Source organism: Nonomuraea sp. NPDC048882, from assembly GCF_040649755.1.
Taxonomy (GTDB): domain Bacteria; phylum Actinomycetota; class Actinomycetes; order Streptosporangiales; family Streptosporangiaceae; genus Nonomuraea; species Nonomuraea maheshkhaliensis.
This window is the reverse complement of the sequence record NZ_JBEZGB010000007.1, coordinates 336,882-357,398: the sequence shown is the minus strand read 5'-3', so window position 1 is coordinate 357,398 and position 20,517 is coordinate 336,882. Positions and strand designations below refer to the sequence as shown.

Here is a 20,517-nt window from a genome sequence, read left to right as displayed (position 1 = left end):
GTTCAGGACGGCAGGTTCAGTCCGAGACGTTGGCGCAGACCACGTGCGCGCCGATCTCGATCATCCGCTGCTCGCTGCGCGAGTCGGCCACCCTGGCCATGAGGATCGGCGCGCCGGAGGCGGCGAACTGCGGCAGCCGGGCGCGTACCAGGCGGTGCAGGTCGCGTACGACGTCCTCGGCCGCCGACATGTGCACCTTCACATGCAGCATGATCCCCGGCGCCCCGGACGCCGTGCGGGCCTCGGAGATCCAGACGTGGTGCACCAGCGGGAAGTCCATGAGCAGGTACCCGATCGCCTTCCGCAGCGCGGGCAGGATCGGATGCGTGCACCGCCGGTATCCCGGGTCCACCTGCTGCATCGGCCCCGACAGGTGCGGCCTGGGCGCGGGCACCCAGGGCAGCGTGGGGGCGTGCGGCGTCGGCGGGGCCACCTGGGCCAGCGCGGCACCGCGCGACACGGTGGCCATGGCGCCCGTCGCGTAGGCGGCCGGCACGGCCCCCGACAGGACGGGCGTCGGTCCCGTGCGCGTCGTGGTGATGAAGCGCTGGAGATCGTCGATGGGCACGGCCGCGGCGGCTGGACCGGCCGCGTCGATGACGATCTCGCGCACGCCGGTGACGCGCTGGATGTCCAGGATGGTGTCGGCATCGCACGCCGAGAGGGAATGGCTGCCGCGGTGCCTGGCATAGGTAGCGGGGCTGGTGTATCCGAGCAGCACTCGGTCGCCCGCCTGCGTCGTCCCCAGGACGACGGAACGATCTGGTCGCACTGCCACCAGGACTCCACCGTCGGCAAGAGCGCCCAGCAGGCGATGCGGAGCGCCATGCTGGGCGAGCACGTCGGCAAGCGCAGGATTCCCGATGCTCATATGACGAACCATAGGTAGTCGGCCACGGCTTATCAGGCTAATGGCCAATAAATCTCCCGATCAAGACAAAGATGCATCCAGAGTGGATGAGTTTGCCGCGCGGTGGGTACGCCGGTCCCCGTCTCACATGGTGGGTCCCTCGTGAACGCGTTCACAAGCGACGGTTAGACTCTGTGGGACCGCCGGGGGGATCCATGGACGTGAACCCTCCCAAGCCGCCGTGACCAAAAGGATCCACACCTGTGAACAAGCCCGTCGTTCTGGTCGCAGAGGAGCTGTCCGAGGCTGGCCTCGCCGTACTCGGTGCGGATTTCGAGGTCCGCCACACCGACGGCGCCGACCGGTCCCAGTTCCTGCCCGCCCTCGCCGACGTGGACGCGCTGATCGTCCGCTCCGCCACGCAGGTCGACGCCGAGGCCATCGCCGCGGCGCCCAAGCTGCGGGTGGTCGCCCGCGCCGGCGTCGGTCTCGACAACGTCGACGTCGAGGCGGCGACCAAGGCCGGTGTCATGGTCGTCAACGCGCCGACCTCCAACATCACCAGCGCCGCCGAGCAGACCGTCGCCCTCGTCCTGGCCAGCGCCCGCAACACGGCCCAGGCGCACGCCGCGCTGAAGAACGGGGAGTGGAAGCGGTCCAAGTACACCGGTGTCGAGCTGGACGAGAAGGTCGTCGGCATCCTCGGCTTCGGCAAGATCGGCCAGCTGGTGGCGCAGCGGCTGCAGCCGTTCGGCGTCGAGATCATCGCCTACGACCCCTACCTGCCGCCGGCCCGCGCCGCGCAGCTCGGCGTCAAGCTGGTGAGCCTCGACGAGGTGTTCAAGCAGGCCGACTTCATCACGGTGCACCTGCCGAAGACCAAGGAGACCCTGGGAATCATCGGCGACGAGGCGCTGCACAAGGTCAAGCCGAATGTGCGCATCATCAACGTCGCCCGCGGCGGCATCGTGGACGAGGCCGCGCTCTACTCGGCGATCAAGGAGGGCCGGGTCGCGGGAGCCGGCCTGGACGTGTTCTCCAAGGAGCCGTGCACCGACAGCCCGCTGTTCGAGCTGGACCAGGTCGTCGTCACGCCGCACCTGGGCGCCTCCACCCACGAGGCCCAGGAGAAGGCCGGCACCCAGGTCGCGCGCAGCGTGAAGCTGGCGCTCGCGGGCGAGTTCGTGCCCGACGCCGTCAACGTCCAGGGCGGCGCCGTGGCCGAGGACGTCAAGCCGGGCCTGCCGCTGGCCGAGAAGCTCGGCCGGGTCTTCACCGCGCTCGCGGGCGAGGTGGCCACCAAGCTCGACATCGAGGTGCGCGGCGAGATCGCCGCCCAGGACGTGCGGGTGATCGAGCTGGCCGCGCTCAAGGGCGTCTTCGCCGACGTGGTCGAGGAGCAGGTCACCTACGTCAACGCGCCGCTGCTGGCCAAGGACCGCGGCATCGCCGTCGAGCTGGTGACCAGCGCCGAGAGCCCCGACTGGCGCAACGTGGTGACCGTGCGCGGTGTGCTGGCCGACGGCCGCACGGTCTCGGTCTCCGGCACGCTGTCCGGCCCCCGGCAGATCACCAAGATCGTCGAGGTCAACGGCTACGAGATGGAGATCGAGCCGACGGCCCACCTCTGCTTCCTCACCTACGCCGACCGCCCCGGCATCGTCGGCGTGGTGGGCCGCCTCCTCGGCGAGCACGGCATCAACATCGCCTCGATGCAGGTGGCCCGTGACGTCAAGGGCGGCAAGGCGCTCATCGCGCTGACCGTCGACTCCGCCATCCCGGCCGAGGTCGTCGAGCAGATCGGCGCCGAGATCGGGGCCGAGAGCGGCCGTTCGGTGGACCTGGAGGACTGACACAGCGGACTGACACAGCGGACTGACACACCTGCGTCTCTTCTGATATCAGCGGAAAAGGGCCGTTCCGTTCCACGGGGCGGCCCTTCGCGTCTCACCATGCGAGATAGTAGGACATCCGAGCAGAATGCTCAGGTACTGTTGTCGGTGATGCGCCAGGTTCTCGTACTTATTACCTGCCGCGGCGGGGCCTGTTAGGGCAGGTCGACGACCCGTCGCGGTGTGCGGCGTGTGCGTCGGCCGTCAAGTCCCTCCGTCCGGTCCGTGACCCGGACCACGCGATCAGGCCCGGTCGGATTCCCGACCGGAGTCCGGCTTCCCAGTCGAACGACGTCCGCGAAATGAGATGAGTGACATGTACGAGATGTATGCCTGGAACCGTGCCGACGACCACGAGGACGAGGCGGTCGAGGCCGTGCAGATGGCACTGGACCGGCGCGACAACGGCGGCGCTCCGCAGAGCTCCGGGCAGTAGAACAGGGCTAGAACCCGGCTAGAGCGCGGCTGGAGCGCAGCTAGATGGCGGCGCCTTTCAGAACTCCAGCCGGTAGAACACCGCGGTCCGCCGCATCCCCGGCACCAGTGAGGCGATCCGGGCCACGACGCGGTGGGTGACCGACAGCAGGTCGAACCCGTCGATGTCGAACGCGCTCACCGCCGACAGGCAGCGCAGGCCCGGATGGATCGCCGTCAGCTCGGCGGGGCCGTCGATGCCCCAGTGCATCGTGGCCCCGGCCTTCCGCACCGGCCTGTTCAGCCGTTGCAGCCGCAGCCCGAACGAGCTCAGCGCGTCGAAGACGAACAGGCCACTGGGGAACCGCTCCACGATGGCCCGCAGCAGCGCCCGGCCGCCGTCCGGGTCCAGGTAGTAGAGCAGGCCCTCGGCCACGACCAGCGCGGGGGCGTCGGCGGGGACCCGCTCCAGCCAGGCCAGGTCGGTCACCGACGTGCCGACCGTGGCGTAGGCCCGGCGTTCGGGGAACAGCCGCCGGCGCAGCTCCACCACCTCGGGATAGTCCACGTCGTACCAGCGGACGGAGTCCGGCGGATCGAGCCGGTGTACACGCGTGTCGAGCCCGCAGCCCAGGTGCAGCACCGTGGCCTTGGGGTGGGCGTCGAGGAACCCGGCGGCCCACCTGTCCAGGAAACGTGCCCTGAGCGCGACCGCGGCGGCACTGCCCGGGGTCATGCCCATTCTGCCGAAACCGTGCTCGATCCGGTCGAGCGTCTCCGCGGCCATGCGGTCGCCGAGGATCGGGCGGGGGGATCGGGCGTCGAGCGCCCTGCCGTAGAGCGTGGCGAGGAGGGTGGCCTTCTCCTCCGTCAGGTGCACCTTCTCGGGTGACATGCCTTCACGCTACGTCCGCGCGCGCGGCGCACGGCGGGTGGGGCGGACGGCGGCTCCGCGCTCTCTGCGGCCGCGCGCCGGGCGGGTGCGGGTGGGCGGCGGCCCCGCGCGGCCGCCGCCCACTCGCCGTCTATCTCGTGCGGCTCACTCCACGGAGGCGGTGAGCGGGGTGGGGCCGGTCTCCTCGCGGTGTTCGAGCACCTGCTTCCACTCGCGTACGCCCGCGCGATCCGGCCGGACCGCTCCGACGAACGCCTGCCTGCGCCAGTCGGAGAACTTCTCCTCCTTCACCACGTCGCCCGTGTGCGGCGAGTGGACCATGTAGCCGGGTTTGGAGATCATGCCCACGTGACCGAGCCCGCTGAAGAAGACCAGGTCACCGGGCTTGAGGTGGTCCCAGGAGATCTTCCTGGAGAACGCGCCGAACTGTTGCGCGGCGGTGCGCGGGAGTTCGATCCCGGCCGCCTCGTAGGCCCGGAGCATCAGCCCCGAGCAGTCGTAGCCCTGCCTGCTCGCTCCGCCCCAGACGTACGGGGTGCCGCGTTTGTCCATGGCGTATCTGATGGCGATCTTCCAGGCGGGAACGGGGAGTTGCTTCTCCTGGATGCGCCTGATCTCGGCGCCGGTCAGGGTGGTGGTGTCGTCGTCGGGGGTGGCTGCCTGGGCTGCTGGGGTGGCCAAGGTGAGTCCGGCGGCCGCGGCCGCCAGGACGATGGCGATGCGAGACAGAGCACTTGTCCTTCCATGGGGCCGGCCGGGTTAGCTGACGGGCTCGGGCCTGGAAGACAGCCCTACGGCGCGCTGGGCGCCGATTCGCCCCTGGGGGAGAAATGGGTCCCCGGCTCCACACAGCGGTTGTGTGGATTAGGCCCGATGGACTTTAGCGAATGGGTCAAGAGGTCGTAAACCCCCCAAATCGGACGTCCGGACCTTGAGATGGTGTGTTCGTCAGACGAGACGAGCCGGTAAGGTACAGCCCATGGAGTCGCGTAACATCCGCTTGGCCGTCATCCCCGGGGATGGCATCGGCACCGAGGTCGTCGCCGAAGGACTCAAGGTCCTGGAGGCCGTGGGTACGAAGATCGAGCCCACCCACTACGAGCTGGGGGCCGCACGCTACCACCGCACGGGCGAGACGCTGCCCGACTCGGTGCTGGAGGAGCTGCGCGGCTTCGACGCGATCCTGCTCGGCGCCATCGGCGACCCCAGCGTGCCGCCCGGCATCCTGGAGCGCGACCTGCTGCTGCGCCTGCGGTTCACCTTCGACCACTACGTCAACCTGCGACCGGTCAAGCTGTTCCCCGGCGTGGAGACGCCGCTGGCCGACACGCCCACCGAGGACATCGACATGATCGTCGTCCGCGAGGGCACCGAGGGCCTCTATGCCGGCACCGGCGGGGCCATGCGGCGGGGCACGCCCCACGAGATCGCCACCCAGGAGTCGCTCAACACCGCCCACGGCGTCGAGCGCGTGGTGCGTTACGCGTTCGAGCAGGCCAAGTCGCGGCCGCGCAAGAAGCTCACGCTCGTCCACAAGACGAATGTGCTGTCCTACGCCGGAGACCTGTGGCAGCGCACGGTCAACCGCGTGGCCGAGGAATACCCCGAGGTCACCACCGACTACAGCCACATCGACGCGGCCTCGATGTTCTTCGTCACCCAGCCCGAGCGCTTCGACGTGATCGTCACCGACAACCTGTTCGGCGACATCATCACCGACCTCGGCGCGGCCATCGCCGGCGGCATCGGCCTGGCGGCCAGCGGCAACATCAACCCCGAGCGGACCGCGCCCAGCATGTTCGAGCCGGTCCACGGCAGCGCGCCCGACATCGCCGGCCAGGGCAAGGCCGACCCCACCGCGACCATCCTGTCCGTCGCCATGCTCCTCGACCATCTCGGCCTGCGCGCCGAGGCGGCCAAGGTCGAGCAGGCGGTCGCCGACGACATCGTCGAGCGCCTGGCCGGCTGGGCCGGTCGCACCACCCACGAGATCGGCGACGACATCACCGCGCGAGTATCCGGCTAGGACCGCCTAGCCCCGATCAAGCGCCTGGCGGTCCGAGGAGGGCTGCCGGGCGCTTTTTCGTGTGCGGGTTCCGGCGACCGCGCAGGCGAATCCAGCGGCCAAAAGGACTAACCACCCCTTTGGCCCCTTGCTATCCCATATGGCGAGACAATAGGAAGTACGGACTGCCCTTACGGGCATGGCCGCTCATCGCAGCGGGCCCGCAGCCGGCGGGCAGATCCCGCAGATCCGGTAACTTTCGGTAGATTTCGGTAGATTTTCGGTAGACCGCAGAGAGAAGGACCGCCGTCATGACCATCGCTCAGAAGCTCAGCTTCGACGTGCAGCTATCCGACCACGCTCGCACCGCGGCCGAGCGGGAGCAGGTACTGGCGGACCCCGGTTTCGGGCAGACCTTCACGGATCACATGATCTCGATCGACTACACCGAGGGCCAGGGCTGGCACGACGCCCGGCTGCTGCCGTACGGGCCGCTGCAGCTCGACCCCGCCACCTCGGTCTTCCACTACGCGCAGGAGCTGTTCGAGGGCCTCAAGGCGTATCGCCAGCTCAGCGGGTCGATCGTGACCTTCCGCCCCTACGCGAACGCCGCCCGCTTCAACCGCTCGGCCGCGCGCATGGCCATGCCGGAACTGCCCGAGGAGACCTTCGTCGACTCGCTGGAGCTCCTCGTCCAGACCGACAAGGAGTGGGTGCCCACCACCGAGGGCCACAGCCTCTACCTGCGCCCCTTCATGATCGCCACGCAGGCGGGGCTGGGCGTCAACTACCCGTCGAAGACCTACAAGTACATGGTCATCGCCTCGCCGGCGGCTTCGTACTTCACCGGCGGCCTCAAGCCCGTCTCCGTCTGGCTGTCCACCGAGTACACCAGGGCCGCCCCCGGCGGCACCGGCTTCGCCAAGTGCGGCGGCAACTACGCCGCGGCCTTCGTCGCACAGCGGCAGGCGGTGGAGAACGGCTGTGACCAGGTGGTCTGGCTGGACGCCCACGAGCACCGCTACGTGGAGGAGATGGGCGGGATGAACCTGTTCTTCGTCTTCGGTGGCAAGCTCGTCACCCCCGCGCTCACCGGCACCCTGCTGCCCGGCATCACCAGGGACTCGATCCTGGAGCTGGCCGGGGACCTCGGGCTGGAGACCGAGGAGCGGCTCATCACCGTGGACGAGTGGCAGGCCGCGTGCGCGTCGGGCGAGCTCACGGAGGTGTTCGCGTGCGGCACGGCCGCTGTGGTCACGCCGGTGGGCACGGTCAAGGGCGCCGACCGCTCCTGGACCATCGCCGACGGCACGCCCGGCCCGGTGACCATGCGGGTGCGCGAGGAGCTGGTGGGCATCCAGTACGGCGCCCGCCCCGACGCCCACAACTGGATCCACAAGATCGTCTGATCTGGAACTCCCCGGGACCACGCGGCCCCGGGCCCCCGGGGCCGACGCGCCCCGGGGAATCCGGTCACCAGAGTTCCCCGGTTTCCACGGCGAATTCCCAGGGCGCCGGAAGAATGAGCGGTTCGGCGCCCGCCACCAGAATTTCCGTCCCGTATTTCCCGCCCTCAGGCCGGCCGAAGAGTTTCACCGTGCACTGCAGCGGATCGACCAGCAGATAAAGCGGCACCCCGCCCTGCGCGTATTCGCCCGGCTTGACGTGATAATCCTCGTAGACGCTGCCGGCGGTGACGATGTCGACGAGCAGCACGGTCGCGTCCCCGTACACCGCGTGTTCCATTCGCATGCGCGGGCGGCGGGGCACCACGGCCAGGTCGGGCACGTAGCGGTCGGCGTTCCTGCCCAGATAGACGGTGATGTTCGGCCAGATCTCCCAGCCCCGCTCGACCGCCGGGCCGATCAGCCGGCACACCATCTGGAAGACGAGCGTATTGTGCTGCCATGTCCCGGATTCGTTCACCACGATCCGGCCGCGCGCCGTCTCCACCCGATATTCAGGAAGCAGATCGCGCACGCTGCGAAATCGCTCTTCGAGTGGCCCGGCCATGCCTTCCGTCCTTCACCTGCGTCGGGGGTGATCGAGCGTACGGCCGGACGGGTGTGTGACAACAGGGTGTGATCGTCGCCCGCCGATGTCGGACAGGTATGGGCCCGGCAAAGGTCCCGCACGATCCCGCCGGGCGGGCATGCCTTATGCGGGCGTTGTTTCCGCTTCCGGTAGGGTTCGCGCGATCGACGAGGTGAGAGTGGGCTGATGATGAAGCGGTTGTTGGCGGTCGCGGTGGCGGGACTGGCGATCGCCGTGCTCGGGGTGCTGGCGTTCTCCGAGCCGGGCGAGTCGTCCGACGGCGTGACCCTGACCAGGCAGGCGGACGGCTCGATGGTCCTGGCCGACCTGGGGAGCAAGGCCCCCGTGCTCGACGTGTACGAGGACTTCGACTGTCCCGTCTGCAAGGACATGCACGCCAAAGTAGACACGACGATTCAGCGGCTGGCCAGGGAGGGGAAGGTGAAGGTCGTCTTCCACACCGTGACGATCTTCCGTGACGAGCCCATGCGCTCCAACTCCATCCGCGCCGCCGCGGCCGCCCGCTGCGTGCCCGAGCCGAACTGGCTGGCCTTCAGGGACGCGCTCTACGCCATGCAGCCCGCGCCGCACGGCCAGGCGTCCGGGTTCGCCGTAGCCGACCTGGCCGCGGCCGCGCGGAAGGCGGGCGCGTCGGTGGACTCGTGCGTGACGTCGCAGTCGTACGCCGAGGTGCACGTGGCGGAGACGGCCAAGATCCCGCTGGAGGGCACGCCGACCGTGGTCCTCGACGGCCAGTTGCTGGGCAACGAGGCGTTCGACCCGGCCGCTCTGGAGAAGCTCATCACCGGAGGCATCGGCGTCCAGGTGTGACCAGGCTTGTGCCCGGACCTGAGGTGACCTGGAATAACACGCCCGTGCGCACCGGCAGTGTCCATGGGGTGAGACCGGTGTGCCAGATGGTGAATCCATGTGGCAGACTGGACGGCACCATGTTCTACGGTCTGCTCATTATCGGCAGGCGCGCCGGCTGACGAAGGACACCGCCGGCGCGCAGACCTCTCACGTCCGTGAGGGGTCTTTTTGTTTTCCCGAAGACTCCGAAGCTTCCGCAGAGAAGAGACACCTCATGGCCGACGACCGCTTCCACGTATACGACACGACACTGCGAGACGGCGCACAGCAGGAGGGGCTCACCCTCACGGTCGCCGACAAGCTCGCCGTGGCGCGGCATCTGGACGGCCTGGGCGTCGGCTTCATCGAAGGGGGCTGGCCGGGCGCCAACCCCAAGGACACAGAGTTCTTCAGGCGCGCTCAAACAGAGCTCGACCTGAAGCACGCGCAACTCGCCGCGTTCGGCGCGACCCGCCGGGCAGGTATGAAGGCAGCCGACGACCCTCTGGTTGCCGCGTTGCGCGAATCCGGCGCGCCGGTCGTGACCCTTGTCGCCAAGAGTCACGACCGGCACGTGGAGCTGGCCCTCCGCACGACTCTCCAGGAGAACCTCGCGATGATCCGCGACACGGTCTCTCACCTTCGTGCGGAGGGACAGCGAGTCTTCCTCGACGCCGAGCACTTCTTCGACGGCTACAAGTCCAATCCAGCCTACGCGCTGGAGGTCCTGCGCACCGCCGCCGAGGCGGGGGCCGACGTCATAGCCCTGTGCGACACCAACGGCGGCATGCTCCCCGACGAGCTGGCCGAGATCGTCCAGGACGCCGTCCGCGCCGGCGCCCGCGTCGGCATCCACTGCCACGACGACACCGGCTGCGCCGTGGCCAACACCCTGGCCGCCGTCAGGGCCGGAGCCACCCACGTGCAGGGGTGCGCCAACGGCTACGGCGAGCGCTCGGGCAACGCCAACCTCTTCACGGTCGTGGCCAACCTGCAGCTCAAGCGGGGGTACGACCTCGTACCCGAAGAGTCGCTCGCCGACATGACCCGCATCGCCCACGCGATCACCGAGCTGACCAACGTCACCCCCAACTCCCACGCCCCCTACGTCGGCACCTCCGCCTTCGCCCACAAGGCCGGGCTGCACGCCAGCGCCATCAAGGTCGACCCCAACCTCTACCAGCACATCGATCCGGCGCAGGTGGGCAACGACATGCGCATGCTCGTCTCCGACATGGCCGGGCGGGCCTCGGTCGAGCTCAAGGGCCGCGAGCTGGGCTACGAGCTGACCCCCGAGCACACCAAGTCACTGGTCGAGCGGGTCAAGGACCTGGAGGCCAAGGGCTTCACGTTCGAGGCCGCCGACGCCTCGTTCGAGCTGCTGCTGCGCGACACCGTCCAGGGCGAGCGCAAGCGCCACTTCGACGTCGAGTCCTGGCGGGTCATCGTCGAGCGCACCAAGGGCGGCGAGCTGGTCAGCGAGGCCACGGTCAAGCTGCATGCCAAGGGCGAGCGCATCGTCGCCACCGGCGAGGGCAACGGCCCCGTCAACGCCCTCGACAAGGCCGTACGCCAGGCGCTTGAGCAGCTCTACCCCGAGCTGGCCAAGCTGGAGCTGGTCGACTACAAGGTCCGCATACTGGAGGGCACCCACGGCACGGACGCCGTCACCCGGGTGCTCATCACCTCCAGCGACGACAAGAGCGAATGGGCCACGGTCGGCGTCGCCGAGAACATCATCGACGCCTCCTGGCAGGCCCTGGAGCAGGCCGTCACCTACGGCCTGCTGCGCGCCGGCCGCGACCTCACGTAGGCGACCTTCACGTAGGCGGCGGCCGGTCACCGCTCGTCAGAGCAGCTTGGTGGAGAAGGAGACGCCGTCCACCTTGACCTTGCCGCCCGAGCAGGACACCTTGGGCGAGTCCGTCCCCGGCACGATGATCGTCAGCAGCGACTTCGCCGCCGGGGACTTCACCACGCTGGCCGGCTGCTTGGACAGATACGTCGGCGACACCCAGCCCAGCTTGCCGCCCCGCTGCACCTTCTGCCCGCCGGTCCTGCCGCACGACGCCGAGTACTGCAGCAGCGTGACCTTGAACTTCCCGTCGGCCAGGACGACCTTGCCGCCGCCGTTCGAGACGACCTTGAACGACGGGGCGAAGCGCCAGATGCTGCTGACCTTCTTGCCGCCGGAGGCGGTGTCCAGCACCGCCATCAGGTCCTCGCCATGGTTGACCAGCACCGAACGGGTGCGGCTCACCCCGTACGCCCGGTCGGTGAGCTTGAACGCCTGCCGGTCGTCCCCGTACGACGACTTGATCAGCTTGCTGGCCGTGCGCGGCCGGAACTTCGCCCCCACGACGGTCGGCACGTTGTGCGCCTCGGGCGAGAGCGTCCAGTAGCGGTAGGAGCTCTTCTCGTAGGAGTGGAACCCGCCGTCCATCAGGATGTCGCGCCCCTGCGCGTAGTACGTCACGCCCAGGTGGTCCTCGTGGCCGTGGAACTTCATCCCGGGGCCGTACCTGATCGAGTAGTACGCCGAGTCCGGCTCGCCCCACTTGGTCCGGCCGAACACGTATCCGGCCCGGTAGGTCCTGACCTTCTGCTTCGGCGTGCCCGTCTCCATCTTCGGCTCGGTCTCGGCGCTGCCGTCGCCGATGGGCACCATGTAGCCGTTCGGCATGGTCGAGTGGGCGATGAAGTCCTTCAGCGCCTCCGCCCGCCTGGCGATCTCACCGGGCACCTTGCGGCCGCACGCCTTCATGTTCGTCATGGCGACCTGGAGCCGGCCGTAGACGTAGACGGCGTAGCGGGGCGCCTGCTCCATCAGCGCGCCCTGCGCGTCCACGTCCAGCTTGACCGTGCCCGTGAGGCGGCGCGAGGCCAGGTTCGCCCAGTCCTTCCTGCCGTACCTGCAGCCGATGCCCATGAGCGCGATGTCCTGGTCGATGCCGTGGTTGTGGCCCTTCTTGTAGAGCCTCGGGTTCGACAGGAGCTTCGCGTGCGTGGCCAGGCTCTCCTTCAGCCAGCCCGCGTTCACGTGCCTGCTCAGGCAGAGCAGCGGCTGCGTGCGCAGCGAGACCGGGTGGTCCTTCCAGACGTACGACGGGGTGCCCTTGGCGCCGTACTTGTTGCTCGCCACCCAGTCCTTGGCGATGTCGGTGGCGCGGTCGAGGTATTGGCGCTCGCCGGTGTTCTCGTACTCGACGACGAGCGTGCCCATCCAGCGCAGCGACTGGAACACGAACTCCCACGACCGGTTCCTGAACGGGCTCGCGGCCCACTTGATGTCCTTGCCCAGCTTGTACGCGGGCAGCCCCACCAGCGAGATCTCGCCCTTCATGACATCGTTCGCCGTCGGCGTGCCGGGCAGCCAGTCGCCCTGGCACTCGGCGGTGCGGGTCACCTTGTCGGTGGCCTGAGCCGGGGTGCCCAGAGCTCCGACCGAGAGCATGAGGGCGAGGGGGATCGCGAGCCGGCGCACGCCAGTTCCTTCCGGACAAAACGATGAGGGCGGGACATGCTTTCGGAATTTTGATCAAGAGGTCAAGTCGAGTGCCCGATTCGTTAGCCGCCCGATGCATGCTGGTACCTGTGAGATTCGACGACCTGGTGATCCCCGACACGCCCGCCTGCCGTGGCGCGCTCGAAGTGGCCACCGGCTACCACACGCCATCGCTGCTCAACCATTCGATCCGGGCCTACCTGTGGGCGGCGGCGTACGCGCAGGATCAGGGCATCGCGTTCGACGCCGAGCTGCTCTACGTCTCGTCCATGCTGCACGACATCGGGCTGGTGCCGGAGTTCGACAGCAACGCCGTGCCGTACGAGGAGGCCGGCGGGCACGTGGCCTGGGCCTTCTGCGCCGGGGCCGGCTGGTCGCCCGAGCGCAGGTCACGCGCGTACGAGGTGATCGTCAAGCACATGTGGGCCGAGGTGCCCGTTGCGGAGGACCCCGAGGGGCACCTGCTCGAACTGTCCACCGGCATGGACATCTCGGGCCGCCGCACCGACGAGATCCCCGCCGAGGTGCGGCGGGAGGTGCTCGAACGCTACCCGCGGCTGGAGATCGCCAAGGAGTTCAGCGTGTGCGTGGCCGATCAGGGCGCGCGCAAGCCGGCCAGCTTCGCGGCCGGGTTCGTGCGCGACGGCATCGTGGACCGCATCCTGCGCAACCCGCTCGACGGCTGAACGTGGGTTCCGCGCGGCCTGCCCGGCCGATGAACGGATCCTCCGGCGCGGGCCCGCTCGACGACTGAGCGGCTACGCCTTGGGGCCGGTGCTCTCGGCGACCTCGAAGCTCCACAGCTCCGAGCCCGACGCCGCCGGCCCCTGACCGTGACCATGCCCGTGGCCATGACCCTGTCCCTGGTTTCCGGGCCCCTGGTTTCCTGACGCCTCGGCCGCCTGGGCCGCCTGGGCGTGACCGCGCCGGAACGCCTCGCCCTGCTGCCACTTCTGGAAGTCCTCCTCGCTGCGCCAGCGCGTGTAGACGAGGTAGCGCTCGGTGCCCTCGACCGGCCGCAGCAGCTCGAACCACTCGAACCCGTCCGCCGACTCCACCATCCCCGCGCGGCTGGCGAAGCGCTTCTCCAGCTCCGCGCGCATCTCGGCGGGCACGGTCAGCACGTTGATCTTCACTACGGACAACAGAGAACCCCTCTCGTCAGCGCACGATCCGGTGCGGCGAAGGTGCGGGCTCCAGGCTAACGCGGGCCAGCGCCGGCACCTGATCCCGGTCCAGCGCCTCCCGCATGTGCGGCAGCGCCACCGTGGTCAGATGCTCCGTCAGCTCGCCCATGGGCACCGACTCGTCGGCGACCAGGCGCAGGCGTACCTCGGGATGGCCGCGCGGGCACCGTACGTTCGCGTCGGCGCTCAGGACGGCGGGGCTCGTCGCCACGTCCGCCGCCACCGCCCGCTCCATGCCGCCCGCCGACACCTCCGTTACCCCGGACGGGCCGCTCTCGACGCGCAGCCTCCCGCGCGCGTCCCTGCGCCCCTGCACGAGCAGCCAGCGCAGCCCGAGCACCGCCACGACCAGTGCCGCCAGGGCCACCAGCCACCAGATCCACGGGCTGTTGCGGGCGAAGAAGCCCACCACGTTGCCGTCCACGACCGGCGTGTCGGCCGCCGCCCAGTCCCGCGAGAACGCGCCCAGCCCCCTGGCCAGCGCCGATCCTCCCAGCACGACCAGCACCAACCCGACCAGAGCCAGCCCCAGCCGATTCCCCCGCCCCGTCTTCCTGTTCACCACGCCCCCTGTCGTCCGTTCCGGATCACCCGCGCTCGCCCTGCTTCCCGCCGCTCACCTGCCCTCGCCGTTCCTGCCGCTCACTCCGCGTCCTGTCGTTCCTCCCGAATCACCTGCGCCGGCGCTCCTTCACGTGCACCGTCACGCCGTACGGCTCCACGAGGTCCAGCGCGGCCAGCCTGGTCAGCACGGCGCCGCGCACCTCTTGGCCGAACTCGCCGGTGTCCCGCCCGTACGTGGTCGGCCGCACCTCGAAGGTGTGCCCGTGCCGGACGGCCCGGGCGGAGTGCACGCCGGGCACCTGCTCGGCCGCGTGCGCCAGGGCGCGGGTGACGCTCTTGGGACGCAGGCCGATGATCACGTCAGGATCGCCGCTGCGTACGGGCACCATGCTCGGCCGCCCCGGCACCACCGCCGTGATCAGCAACGCCAGCCCGAGCAGCGTCACGACCGCCGAGGCGAGCAGGACCAGCGGGTTCGACCACAGGGTCGAGGCCGCCCAGGCCCGCATGCCCTCGTACGGGATCCACCGCAACGGCCGGCCGAACAGCCCCGACAACGTCTCGACGGCGACGAGCAGGCCCAGCAGGGTGAGCAGGAGTGCGACCACGACGGCGGGAACCCGGCGCTGCGGCCGAAACGCCCGCACCGCCGCTCGGTCGGCCGCCTTGGACTGCTTTGCACCTACCGGCGCACGATAGGCACCGGAAGGCTCGCCCCGCGCCCCGAACGCACCCGAAGACTCGCCCTGCGCGCCGTACGCACTCGGCGGCTCGTCCCGCGTTTCGTGCGCGCCGGACGGGTCGTCGGGCGCACGGTATGCACCCCTGGGTTTGTCGCCGGCCGAATCCGGGATGAGGCACATCTCGGGCGCGCCGCCGTCACCCGGCTCGTCCGCCCCCGCGCCCTGCCCGTCCGTCCACAGGTCATGCTCGGCCGCGCCCGGGTCCCCCTGTTGTTCGGGGCGCTGCTCAGGGCGCTGTTCGGGGTACGGCTCGGTGGGCGGGTCCCGGCGTGGGTCGTGGTCTGGGATTCGTGGGGTCATGGCTGGTCGCCGTCCAGGTCGGTCATGGTGATGTCCAGGCGGGTGACGTCAAGCCCGGTGTGGGCCGCGACGCGCCGGGTCACGTGCTCCCTGAGCCGCCTCGCCACCGCGTGCAGCGGTGACGGGTAGCCCACGCTCACGTTCAGCCGCAGCGCCGCCTGGTTTCCGTGCACCGCACCGCCCGACGTCCGCGTCCACGGGAGCCCGCGCGGGCGCGCGTCCCGTACCTCGGGCACCTCCATGGCCGCGCCGCACGCGATCTTGGTGATCGCCCGGTCCGAGATCTCCGTACGGCCGCGTCGCTCGGGAGATGGCAGGGGAGCGGCACGCTGCGCCGGCACCGCCACAACATCCGGTACAGCACCCTGACCTGCCCCTGAAGCGGCACCCGGACTCATGTCCGATGCCGTGCTTGAAGCGGCACCCGGACCCATGTCCGATGCCGTGTCTGAGGCGGTGCCCGGACCCATGCTTGGTGTCGCGCCCGGGGTGGGGTCTGGGGCGATGCCGGTCATTTCCGTCTCAAGGACAGGCCGGACAGGTTCACCTCGCCGGTCTCGGCGATCCGGCCGACCACGAAGCCGACCGCTCCGAGCACGAGGACGAGCAGGAACGCGCCCAGTCCTCCGAACGCCCCGACCAGGCCGAGAATGATGCCCACGGCCATGCCGATCACCGGCATCCACTGGATGTTGTTCATGGTCCCTCCACGATGATGTCCTCGACGCGCACGTTCACCGGACGGTCCCCGGCCAGGTCGGCCACGGCTCGCCGCACCTCGTCGGCGGTCTCGGGCAGGGGCCTGGCCAAAGTGGCGACGATCGCGATCTCCACCGCCCGCCCGTCCACCGACACGCCGACGAACCGCTCGTTCGGCAGGTACGTGGCCACCGTCCCGAACGGCCCCCCGGACAACCCCGCCACCCCGGCACACTTCCGCACCCGCTCCGCGATCATCCGCACCTCGGACGACGCCCCACCGACGTCAACCGCCCCACCGACGTCAACCGGTCCACCGACGTCGACCGGTCCACCGGGGTCGACCGGTCCACCGGGGTCGACCGGTCCACCGGGGTCGACCGGTCCACCGGGGTCGACCGGGCGTCCCGGGCCGACCGGGCTTGCCGGCCCGCCTGAGGCGACCGGCCCGCCTTGGACGGGCGGGGCGGCCGGAGTAGGTGGGTCGCTGGGAGCGGGCGGAGTGCCGGGGCCGGTCGGGGCGTCGGTCATCGGACCCGGGGCTCCTGCTCCGCGTCTGTCCGCTGTCCGTCCTGCATCCGTTCGCCATCCCGGTCCCGGCCACGGTCGCGATCACGGTCCTGGTCGGGGAGGTGGACGTCGTCCACCCGGATGTTGACCTCGGTCACCTCCAGCCCGCACATCCGTTCCACCGCCCCGATCACGTTCCTGCGCACGGCCGCCGCCAGCTCCGGGATCGCCGTCCCGTACTCGGCCACCAGATCCAGGTCCACGGCCGCCTGCCGTTCGCCCACCTCGACCGACACGCCCTGGGTCAGGCTGGGGTCGCCGCCGACGATGTTGCGCATGCTGCCGAGGGCCCGTGCGGCGCCTCCGCCCATGGCGTACACGCCGGACACCTCCCGGGCGGCCAGGCCGGAGATCTTGGCGACGACGCCGTCCTCGATGGTCGTCGTGCCCTTGTCCGTGACAAGCGAGCGTGGCGAGCCGGTGCTCTCCTCAGTCCTGGCCCGTGGCACGGTTCCGGTCGCACCGGTTCCGCCGGGCCGGTTCGACATCGTGTCCGACACGATCGTCACCCCCTAGATGTCTCCTTATAAGTCCACATAACCCCTGCTACGCGACCGAAGCTCATCAAAACGGACTTGAGGGCGAATAATGGACAGCGCCTGACTCGCCCGCAGGCGGGGCGGGTAAAAGGTGGGCGGACCCCTCCGGCGTCGGCGATAGCCTTGTCGGGTGCGTATAGCGAGGTTCTCCACAGGCGAAGGCGTCTCGTTCGGCGTGGTCGAGGGCGGTCCGGGCGAGGAGTTCGTCTCCGCGATCTCCGGTCATCCGTTCAGCCAGGTGCAGTTCACGGGCGAGCGATTCCCGCTGTCCCAGGTGAAGCTGCTGGCCCCGATGCTGCCGAGCAAGGTGGTCGCCATCGGCAGAAACTACGCCGAGCACGCGGCCGAGTTCGGCAACGAGGTGCCCGACGAGCCGCTCATCTTCATGAAGCCGTCCACCACGGTGATCGGCCACGGCGAGAACATCGCCTACCCCACGACGCTGTCCGACCGCGTCGACTTCGAAGGAGAGCTGGCCGTGGTGATCGGCAGGCTCTGCCGCGAGGTGCCGGTCGAGCGGGTCAAGGACGTCATCTTCGGCTACACCTGCGCCAACGACGTCACCGCGCGCGATCTGCAGAAGAAGGACGTGCAGTTCACCCGGGCCAAGGGGTTCGACACGTTCTGCCCGCTCGGGCCGTGGATCCAGACCGATCTCGACGCGAGCGACCTGGCGCTGACGACCACGGTCAACGGCGAGATCCGGCAGAGCGGCCGCACCAACCAGCTCATCCACGACATTCCGGCGTTGGTGGCCTACGTCAGCGCCGTCATGACGCTGATCCCCGGCGACATCATCCTGACCGGCACCCCCGCGGGCGTCGGTCCTCTGGAGATCGGCGACGAAGTCAGCGTCGGCATCGAAGGCATCGGCACACTCACGAACAAGGTGGTCTCCCGTGACTGACGTACGGGTGCGGTTCGCCCCGTCACCAACCGGCATGTTCCACGTGGGCAGCGCCCGCGCGGCGCTGTTCAACTGGGCCGTGGCCGAGCAGTCCAAGGGGCGGTTCATCCTGCGCATCGAGGACACCGATGCCACCCGCAACCGGCCCGAGTGGACCGAGGGCATCATCTCGGCGCTCGACTGGATCGGCATCAACGGCAGCAATCCGGTCTTCGAAGGCCCCTACTTCCAGTCGGCCTACGAGCCGCAGCACCGCGAGGCCGTGGCCAAGCTGCTGGCCGACGGCAAGGCGTACTACTGCGACTGCACCCGCGAGCAGGTGCAGGAGCGCACGGGCTCGAAGGACAAGGGCTACGACGGCTTCTGCCGCGAGCGCGGGCTGAGCGAGGGCGCGGTGCGCTTCCGCACCCCCGACGAGGGCGTCACGGTGGTCGACGACCTGGTGCGCGGCCGGGTGGAGTTCCCCAACAACGCGCAGGAGGACTTCGTCATCGCGCGCACCGACGGCTCGCCCCTCTACGTGCTGGCCAACGCCGTCGACGACATCACCCAGGGCATCACCCACGTGGCCAGGGGCGAGGAGCACCTGCCCAACGCCGCCCGCCAGGAGCTGCTCTGGCCGGCGCTGGGCGCGACCCCGCCGGTCTGGGCCCACCTGCCGGTGATCGTCAACGAGCAGCGCAAAAAGCTGTCCAAGCGCCGTGACAAGGTGGCGCTTGAGGACTATCGCGCCGAGGGTTACCTGCCCGAGGCCATGGTCAACTACCTCATGCTGCTCGGCTGGGGGCCCGGCGAGGACCGCGAGATCATGCCGTGGTCGGAGATGGTGCCGCTGTTCCGGCTGGAGGACGTCAACCCCTCCAACGCCTTCTTCGACGAGAAGAAGCTGCGCGCGTTCAACGGCGAATACATCAGGGCGCTGCCGCTGGAGACGTTCGAGGAGCGCTGCGCCCCCTACCTCGAAGAAGGCTGGGACCGCGAGCTGTTCAGCAAGGTCGCGGCGCTGGCCCAGACTCGCATCGCGGTGTTGTCGGAGATCCGGCAGAACGTCGACTTCCTCTTCCTCGACGAGCCCGTCTTCGACCAGGCGTCCTGGGACAAGGCGATGAAGAACTCCCCGGAGGAGATCCTCACCGGCTACCTGGAGCGCCTAGAGAGCGTGAGCTGGGACGCCGAGTCGCTCAAGGAGGCGCTGGAGCAGGTCGGCGCGGCCCACGGGCTCAAGCTGGGCAAGGCCCAGGCGCCGGTGCGGGTGGCCGTCACCGGCCGGACGGTGGGTCTGCCGCTGTTCGAGTCGATCGAGGTGCTCGGCCGCGAGCGGACTCGCGAGCGCCTGCGCGCCGCGCTGGCGCGGCTGCGAGGCTGATCGACGCCCCGGCGGCCATCGACAGCCACACGCCGGTGACGCCGAGCCACGAGCTCAGCGCGTACGCGAGCGGCAGCTGCACCGCGAAGCCCGCCAGCGTGGCGGCGAGCAGGCGGCCGCCCCTGCCGCTCGCCTGCAGCACCCCGCCCACGGCGATCAGCCCGCCGAAGGGCACCAGGTAGAGCGTCATCCAGCGCAGGAACGCGACGGCCGCGGCCGGATCGCCGGTGAACATCCCGGCGACCGGCGCGGCCAGCAGGTTCAGCACGAGCGCGACCGCAGCGCCCGACCCGAGGCCGAGCAGGAGCGGTGACCCGACGGCCTCCGACCGCGCGGTACGGATCATCGCCGCCTGCCGCAGCGCGTAGAAGACCATGACGCCGGCCAGCATGATCTTCTGCCCGATGCCGTAGCCGGCCACCTCCGCCGTGCCGAACCCGGCCACGATCTCCACCAGCGCCATGCCCACTACGGCGCGAGCCAGGAAATCTCCGGACATGGGGAAGCCGGTGCGGAGCACCTCGCCGGTCGTCAGGCCGCGTCCGGCGGAGACGCGCAGGCGTACGAGATAAATGAGCGCGACCGCCAGCGTGACGGCCCGCGCGATCACTGTGGCCAGGGCCGCGCCCTGGACCCCCATGCCGAGCCCGAAGATGAACAGCGGGTCGAGCGCGACCACCAGCACGTTGCAGATGATCGCGTGCCGCATGGGCCGCCGGGTGTCGCCCAGGCCCTTGAGCACGCCGTCCACCACCGTCTGGGCGTAGTACACCGGCAGCCCGCCCAGCGAGATCAGGAAGAAGTCCGCCGTCAGCGCCGGATCGTCGGTGAACAGCGCGGCCAGTGGCTCGCGCAGCAGCACGCCCGGCACGGCGACGGCCACGGAGAAGACGGCCCACAGCAGCCATCCCGTCCTGATCACCGGCCCCAGGGGAGCGTGCCCGTCGCGGCGGCCCACCAGCACGGTGACCCCCGTCGGAACGGCCAGGAACAGCCCGTAGGCCAGGTATTCGGCCGTGGTGCCCACGGTGACCGCCGCGATGGCCCCCTCGCCCAGCCCGGACACCCAGAGCAGGTCGATCAGGCCGACGGCGACCACGGCGGTGAGCAACTCCACGTAGACGGGCAGGGCGAGCCGGATCATCATCTGTACCTCGTTTCGATATACATCGTTTAGAGGTATAGCGTTACGATG

At 69.7% G+C, this 20,517-nt stretch carries 21 protein-coding genes and 1 riboswitch; of the genes, 8 read left to right on the top strand and 13 right to left on the bottom strand.

The window, feature by feature from the left end:
* Positions 1-16: 16 nt before the first annotated feature.
* Complete coding sequence (locus tag AB0C27_RS26525) at positions 17-778, bottom strand: hypothetical protein (protein ID WP_346114031.1); 762 nt, start codon at positions 776-778, stop codon at positions 17-19.
* Between the two features lie 335 nt (positions 779-1,113).
* Between AB0C27_RS26525 and serA the strand changes: the two genes are divergently transcribed.
* The gene (gene serA, locus AB0C27_RS26520) at positions 1,114-2,703 is read left to right on the top strand and encodes a phosphoglycerate dehydrogenase (RefSeq protein ID WP_357848495.1); all 1,590 of its coding nucleotides are present in this window, start codon (positions 1,114-1,116) and stop codon (positions 2,701-2,703) included.
* Between the two features lie 532 nt (positions 2,704-3,235).
* Here the strand turns inward: serA and AB0C27_RS26515 are convergent.
* Positions 3,236-4,051, bottom strand: coding sequence for a class I SAM-dependent methyltransferase (locus tag AB0C27_RS26515; RefSeq protein ID WP_357848493.1), 816 nt, complete (start codon positions 4,049-4,051; stop codon positions 3,236-3,238).
* Between the two features lie 144 nt (positions 4,052-4,195).
* On the bottom strand, positions 4,196-4,732 hold the full coding sequence (locus tag AB0C27_RS26510; RefSeq protein ID WP_357848491.1) for a C40 family peptidase: 537 nt from the start codon (positions 4,730-4,732) through the stop codon (positions 4,196-4,198).
* A 53-nt stretch (positions 4,733-4,785) separates the two neighbouring features.
* Positions 4,786-4,932, bottom strand: a riboswitch (cyclic di-AMP (ydaO/yuaA leader).
* Between the two features lie 98 nt (positions 4,933-5,030).
* On the opposite strand from AB0C27_RS26510, the gene AB0C27_RS26505 reads away from it, so the two are divergent.
* Entirely contained in the window at positions 5,031-6,077 is a 1,047-nt protein-coding gene (locus AB0C27_RS26505; protein ID WP_357848488.1) for a 3-isopropylmalate dehydrogenase, read from the top strand.
* 290 nt (positions 6,078-6,367) lie between these two features.
* Positions 6,368-7,465, top strand: a complete 1,098-nt coding sequence (locus AB0C27_RS26500; RefSeq protein WP_357848486.1) for a branched-chain amino acid aminotransferase — start codon at positions 6,368-6,370, stop codon at positions 7,463-7,465.
* Positions 7,466-7,529: 64 nt separating this feature from the next.
* On the opposite strand, the gene AB0C27_RS26495 is transcribed toward AB0C27_RS26500, so the two are convergent.
* Positions 7,530-8,069, bottom strand: coding sequence for a Uma2 family endonuclease (locus AB0C27_RS26495; protein WP_357848484.1), 540 nt, complete (start codon positions 8,067-8,069; stop codon positions 7,530-7,532).
* Positions 8,070-8,276: 207 nt separating this feature from the next.
* Between AB0C27_RS26495 and AB0C27_RS26490 the strand changes: the two genes are divergently transcribed.
* Both AB0C27_RS26490 and cimA read left to right on the top strand, forming a co-directional pair.
* Positions 8,277-8,921, top strand: coding sequence for a thioredoxin domain-containing protein (locus AB0C27_RS26490; RefSeq protein ID WP_357848482.1), 645 nt, complete (start codon positions 8,277-8,279; stop codon positions 8,919-8,921).
* Positions 8,922-9,177: 256 nt separating this feature from the next.
* Entirely contained in the window at positions 9,178-10,755 is a 1,578-nt protein-coding gene (gene cimA, locus AB0C27_RS26485; protein WP_357848480.1) for a citramalate synthase, read from the top strand.
* 36 nt (positions 10,756-10,791) lie between these two features.
* On the opposite strand, the gene AB0C27_RS26480 is transcribed toward cimA, so the two are convergent.
* Positions 10,792-12,426, bottom strand: coding sequence for a heparinase II/III family protein (locus AB0C27_RS26480; protein ID WP_357848478.1), 1,635 nt, complete (start codon positions 12,424-12,426; stop codon positions 10,792-10,794).
* 110 nt (positions 12,427-12,536) lie between these two features.
* Here AB0C27_RS26480 and AB0C27_RS26475 point away from each other — a divergent pair, with 110 nt between their 5' ends.
* Positions 12,537-13,133 carry an HD domain-containing protein gene (locus tag AB0C27_RS26475; RefSeq protein ID WP_357848476.1) on the top strand — a complete coding sequence of 199 codons (597 nt, stop codon included), beginning with the start codon at positions 12,537-12,539 and terminating at the stop codon, positions 13,131-13,133.
* Positions 13,134-13,205: 72 nt separating this feature from the next.
* Here AB0C27_RS26475 and AB0C27_RS26470 read toward each other — a convergent pair whose 3' ends face one another.
* The 7 genes from AB0C27_RS26470 to AB0C27_RS26440 all read right to left on the bottom strand — a co-directional run bounded on the left by AB0C27_RS26470 (position 13,206) and on the right by AB0C27_RS26440 (position 17,019).
* Positions 13,206-13,592: an antibiotic biosynthesis monooxygenase gene (locus AB0C27_RS26470; RefSeq protein ID WP_357848474.1), complete on the bottom strand. Its 387-nt coding sequence runs from the start codon at positions 13,590-13,592 to the stop codon at positions 13,206-13,208.
* A 16-nt stretch (positions 13,593-13,608) separates the two neighbouring features.
* Positions 13,609-14,196 carry a hypothetical protein gene (locus tag AB0C27_RS26465; RefSeq protein WP_357848472.1) on the bottom strand — a complete coding sequence of 196 codons (588 nt, stop codon included), beginning with the start codon at positions 14,194-14,196 and terminating at the stop codon, positions 13,609-13,611.
* A 109-nt stretch (positions 14,197-14,305) separates the two neighbouring features.
* The gene (locus AB0C27_RS26460; RefSeq protein ID WP_357848470.1) at positions 14,306-15,241 is read right to left on the bottom strand and encodes a DUF6286 domain-containing protein; all 936 of its coding nucleotides are present in this window, start codon (positions 15,239-15,241) and stop codon (positions 14,306-14,308) included.
* Positions 15,238-15,582, bottom strand: coding sequence for an Asp23/Gls24 family envelope stress response protein (locus tag AB0C27_RS26455; RefSeq protein WP_357848468.1), 345 nt, complete (start codon positions 15,580-15,582; stop codon positions 15,238-15,240). The genes AB0C27_RS26460 and AB0C27_RS26455 overlap by 4 nt, the downstream gene beginning before the upstream one ends.
* Positions 15,583-15,752: 170 nt before the next feature.
* Complete coding sequence (locus AB0C27_RS26450; protein ID WP_357848466.1) at positions 15,753-15,941, bottom strand: hypothetical protein; 189 nt, start codon at positions 15,939-15,941, stop codon at positions 15,753-15,755.
* Positions 15,938-16,198 (bottom strand): Asp23/Gls24 family envelope stress response protein, encoded by a 261-nt coding sequence (locus AB0C27_RS26445; RefSeq protein WP_106249293.1) that lies wholly within the window; start codon positions 16,196-16,198, stop codon positions 15,938-15,940. Before AB0C27_RS26445 ends, AB0C27_RS26450 begins: the two co-directional genes overlap by 4 nt.
* A gap of 269 nt (positions 16,199-16,467) precedes the next feature.
* Positions 16,468-17,019: an Asp23/Gls24 family envelope stress response protein gene (locus AB0C27_RS26440; protein WP_357848463.1), complete on the bottom strand. Its 552-nt coding sequence runs from the start codon at positions 17,017-17,019 to the stop codon at positions 16,468-16,470.
* A 160-nt stretch (positions 17,020-17,179) separates the two neighbouring features.
* On the opposite strand from AB0C27_RS26440, the gene AB0C27_RS26435 reads away from it, so the two are divergent.
* The gene (locus tag AB0C27_RS26435) at positions 17,180-17,956 is read left to right on the top strand and encodes a fumarylacetoacetate hydrolase family protein (protein WP_346111366.1); all 777 of its coding nucleotides are present in this window, start codon (positions 17,180-17,182) and stop codon (positions 17,954-17,956) included.
* Positions 17,949-19,322: a glutamate--tRNA ligase gene (gene gltX, locus AB0C27_RS26430; protein WP_357848461.1), complete on the top strand. Its 1,374-nt coding sequence runs from the start codon at positions 17,949-17,951 to the stop codon at positions 19,320-19,322. The genes AB0C27_RS26435 and gltX overlap by 8 nt, the downstream gene beginning before the upstream one ends.
* Here gltX and AB0C27_RS26425 read toward each other — a convergent pair.
* Positions 19,216-20,469 carry an MATE family efflux transporter gene (locus AB0C27_RS26425; RefSeq protein WP_357848459.1) on the bottom strand — a complete coding sequence of 418 codons (1,254 nt, stop codon included), beginning with the start codon at positions 20,467-20,469 and terminating at the stop codon, positions 19,216-19,218. The two genes, gltX and AB0C27_RS26425, sit on opposite strands and share 107 nt — an antisense overlap.
* Positions 20,470-20,517: the final 48 nt, after the last annotated feature.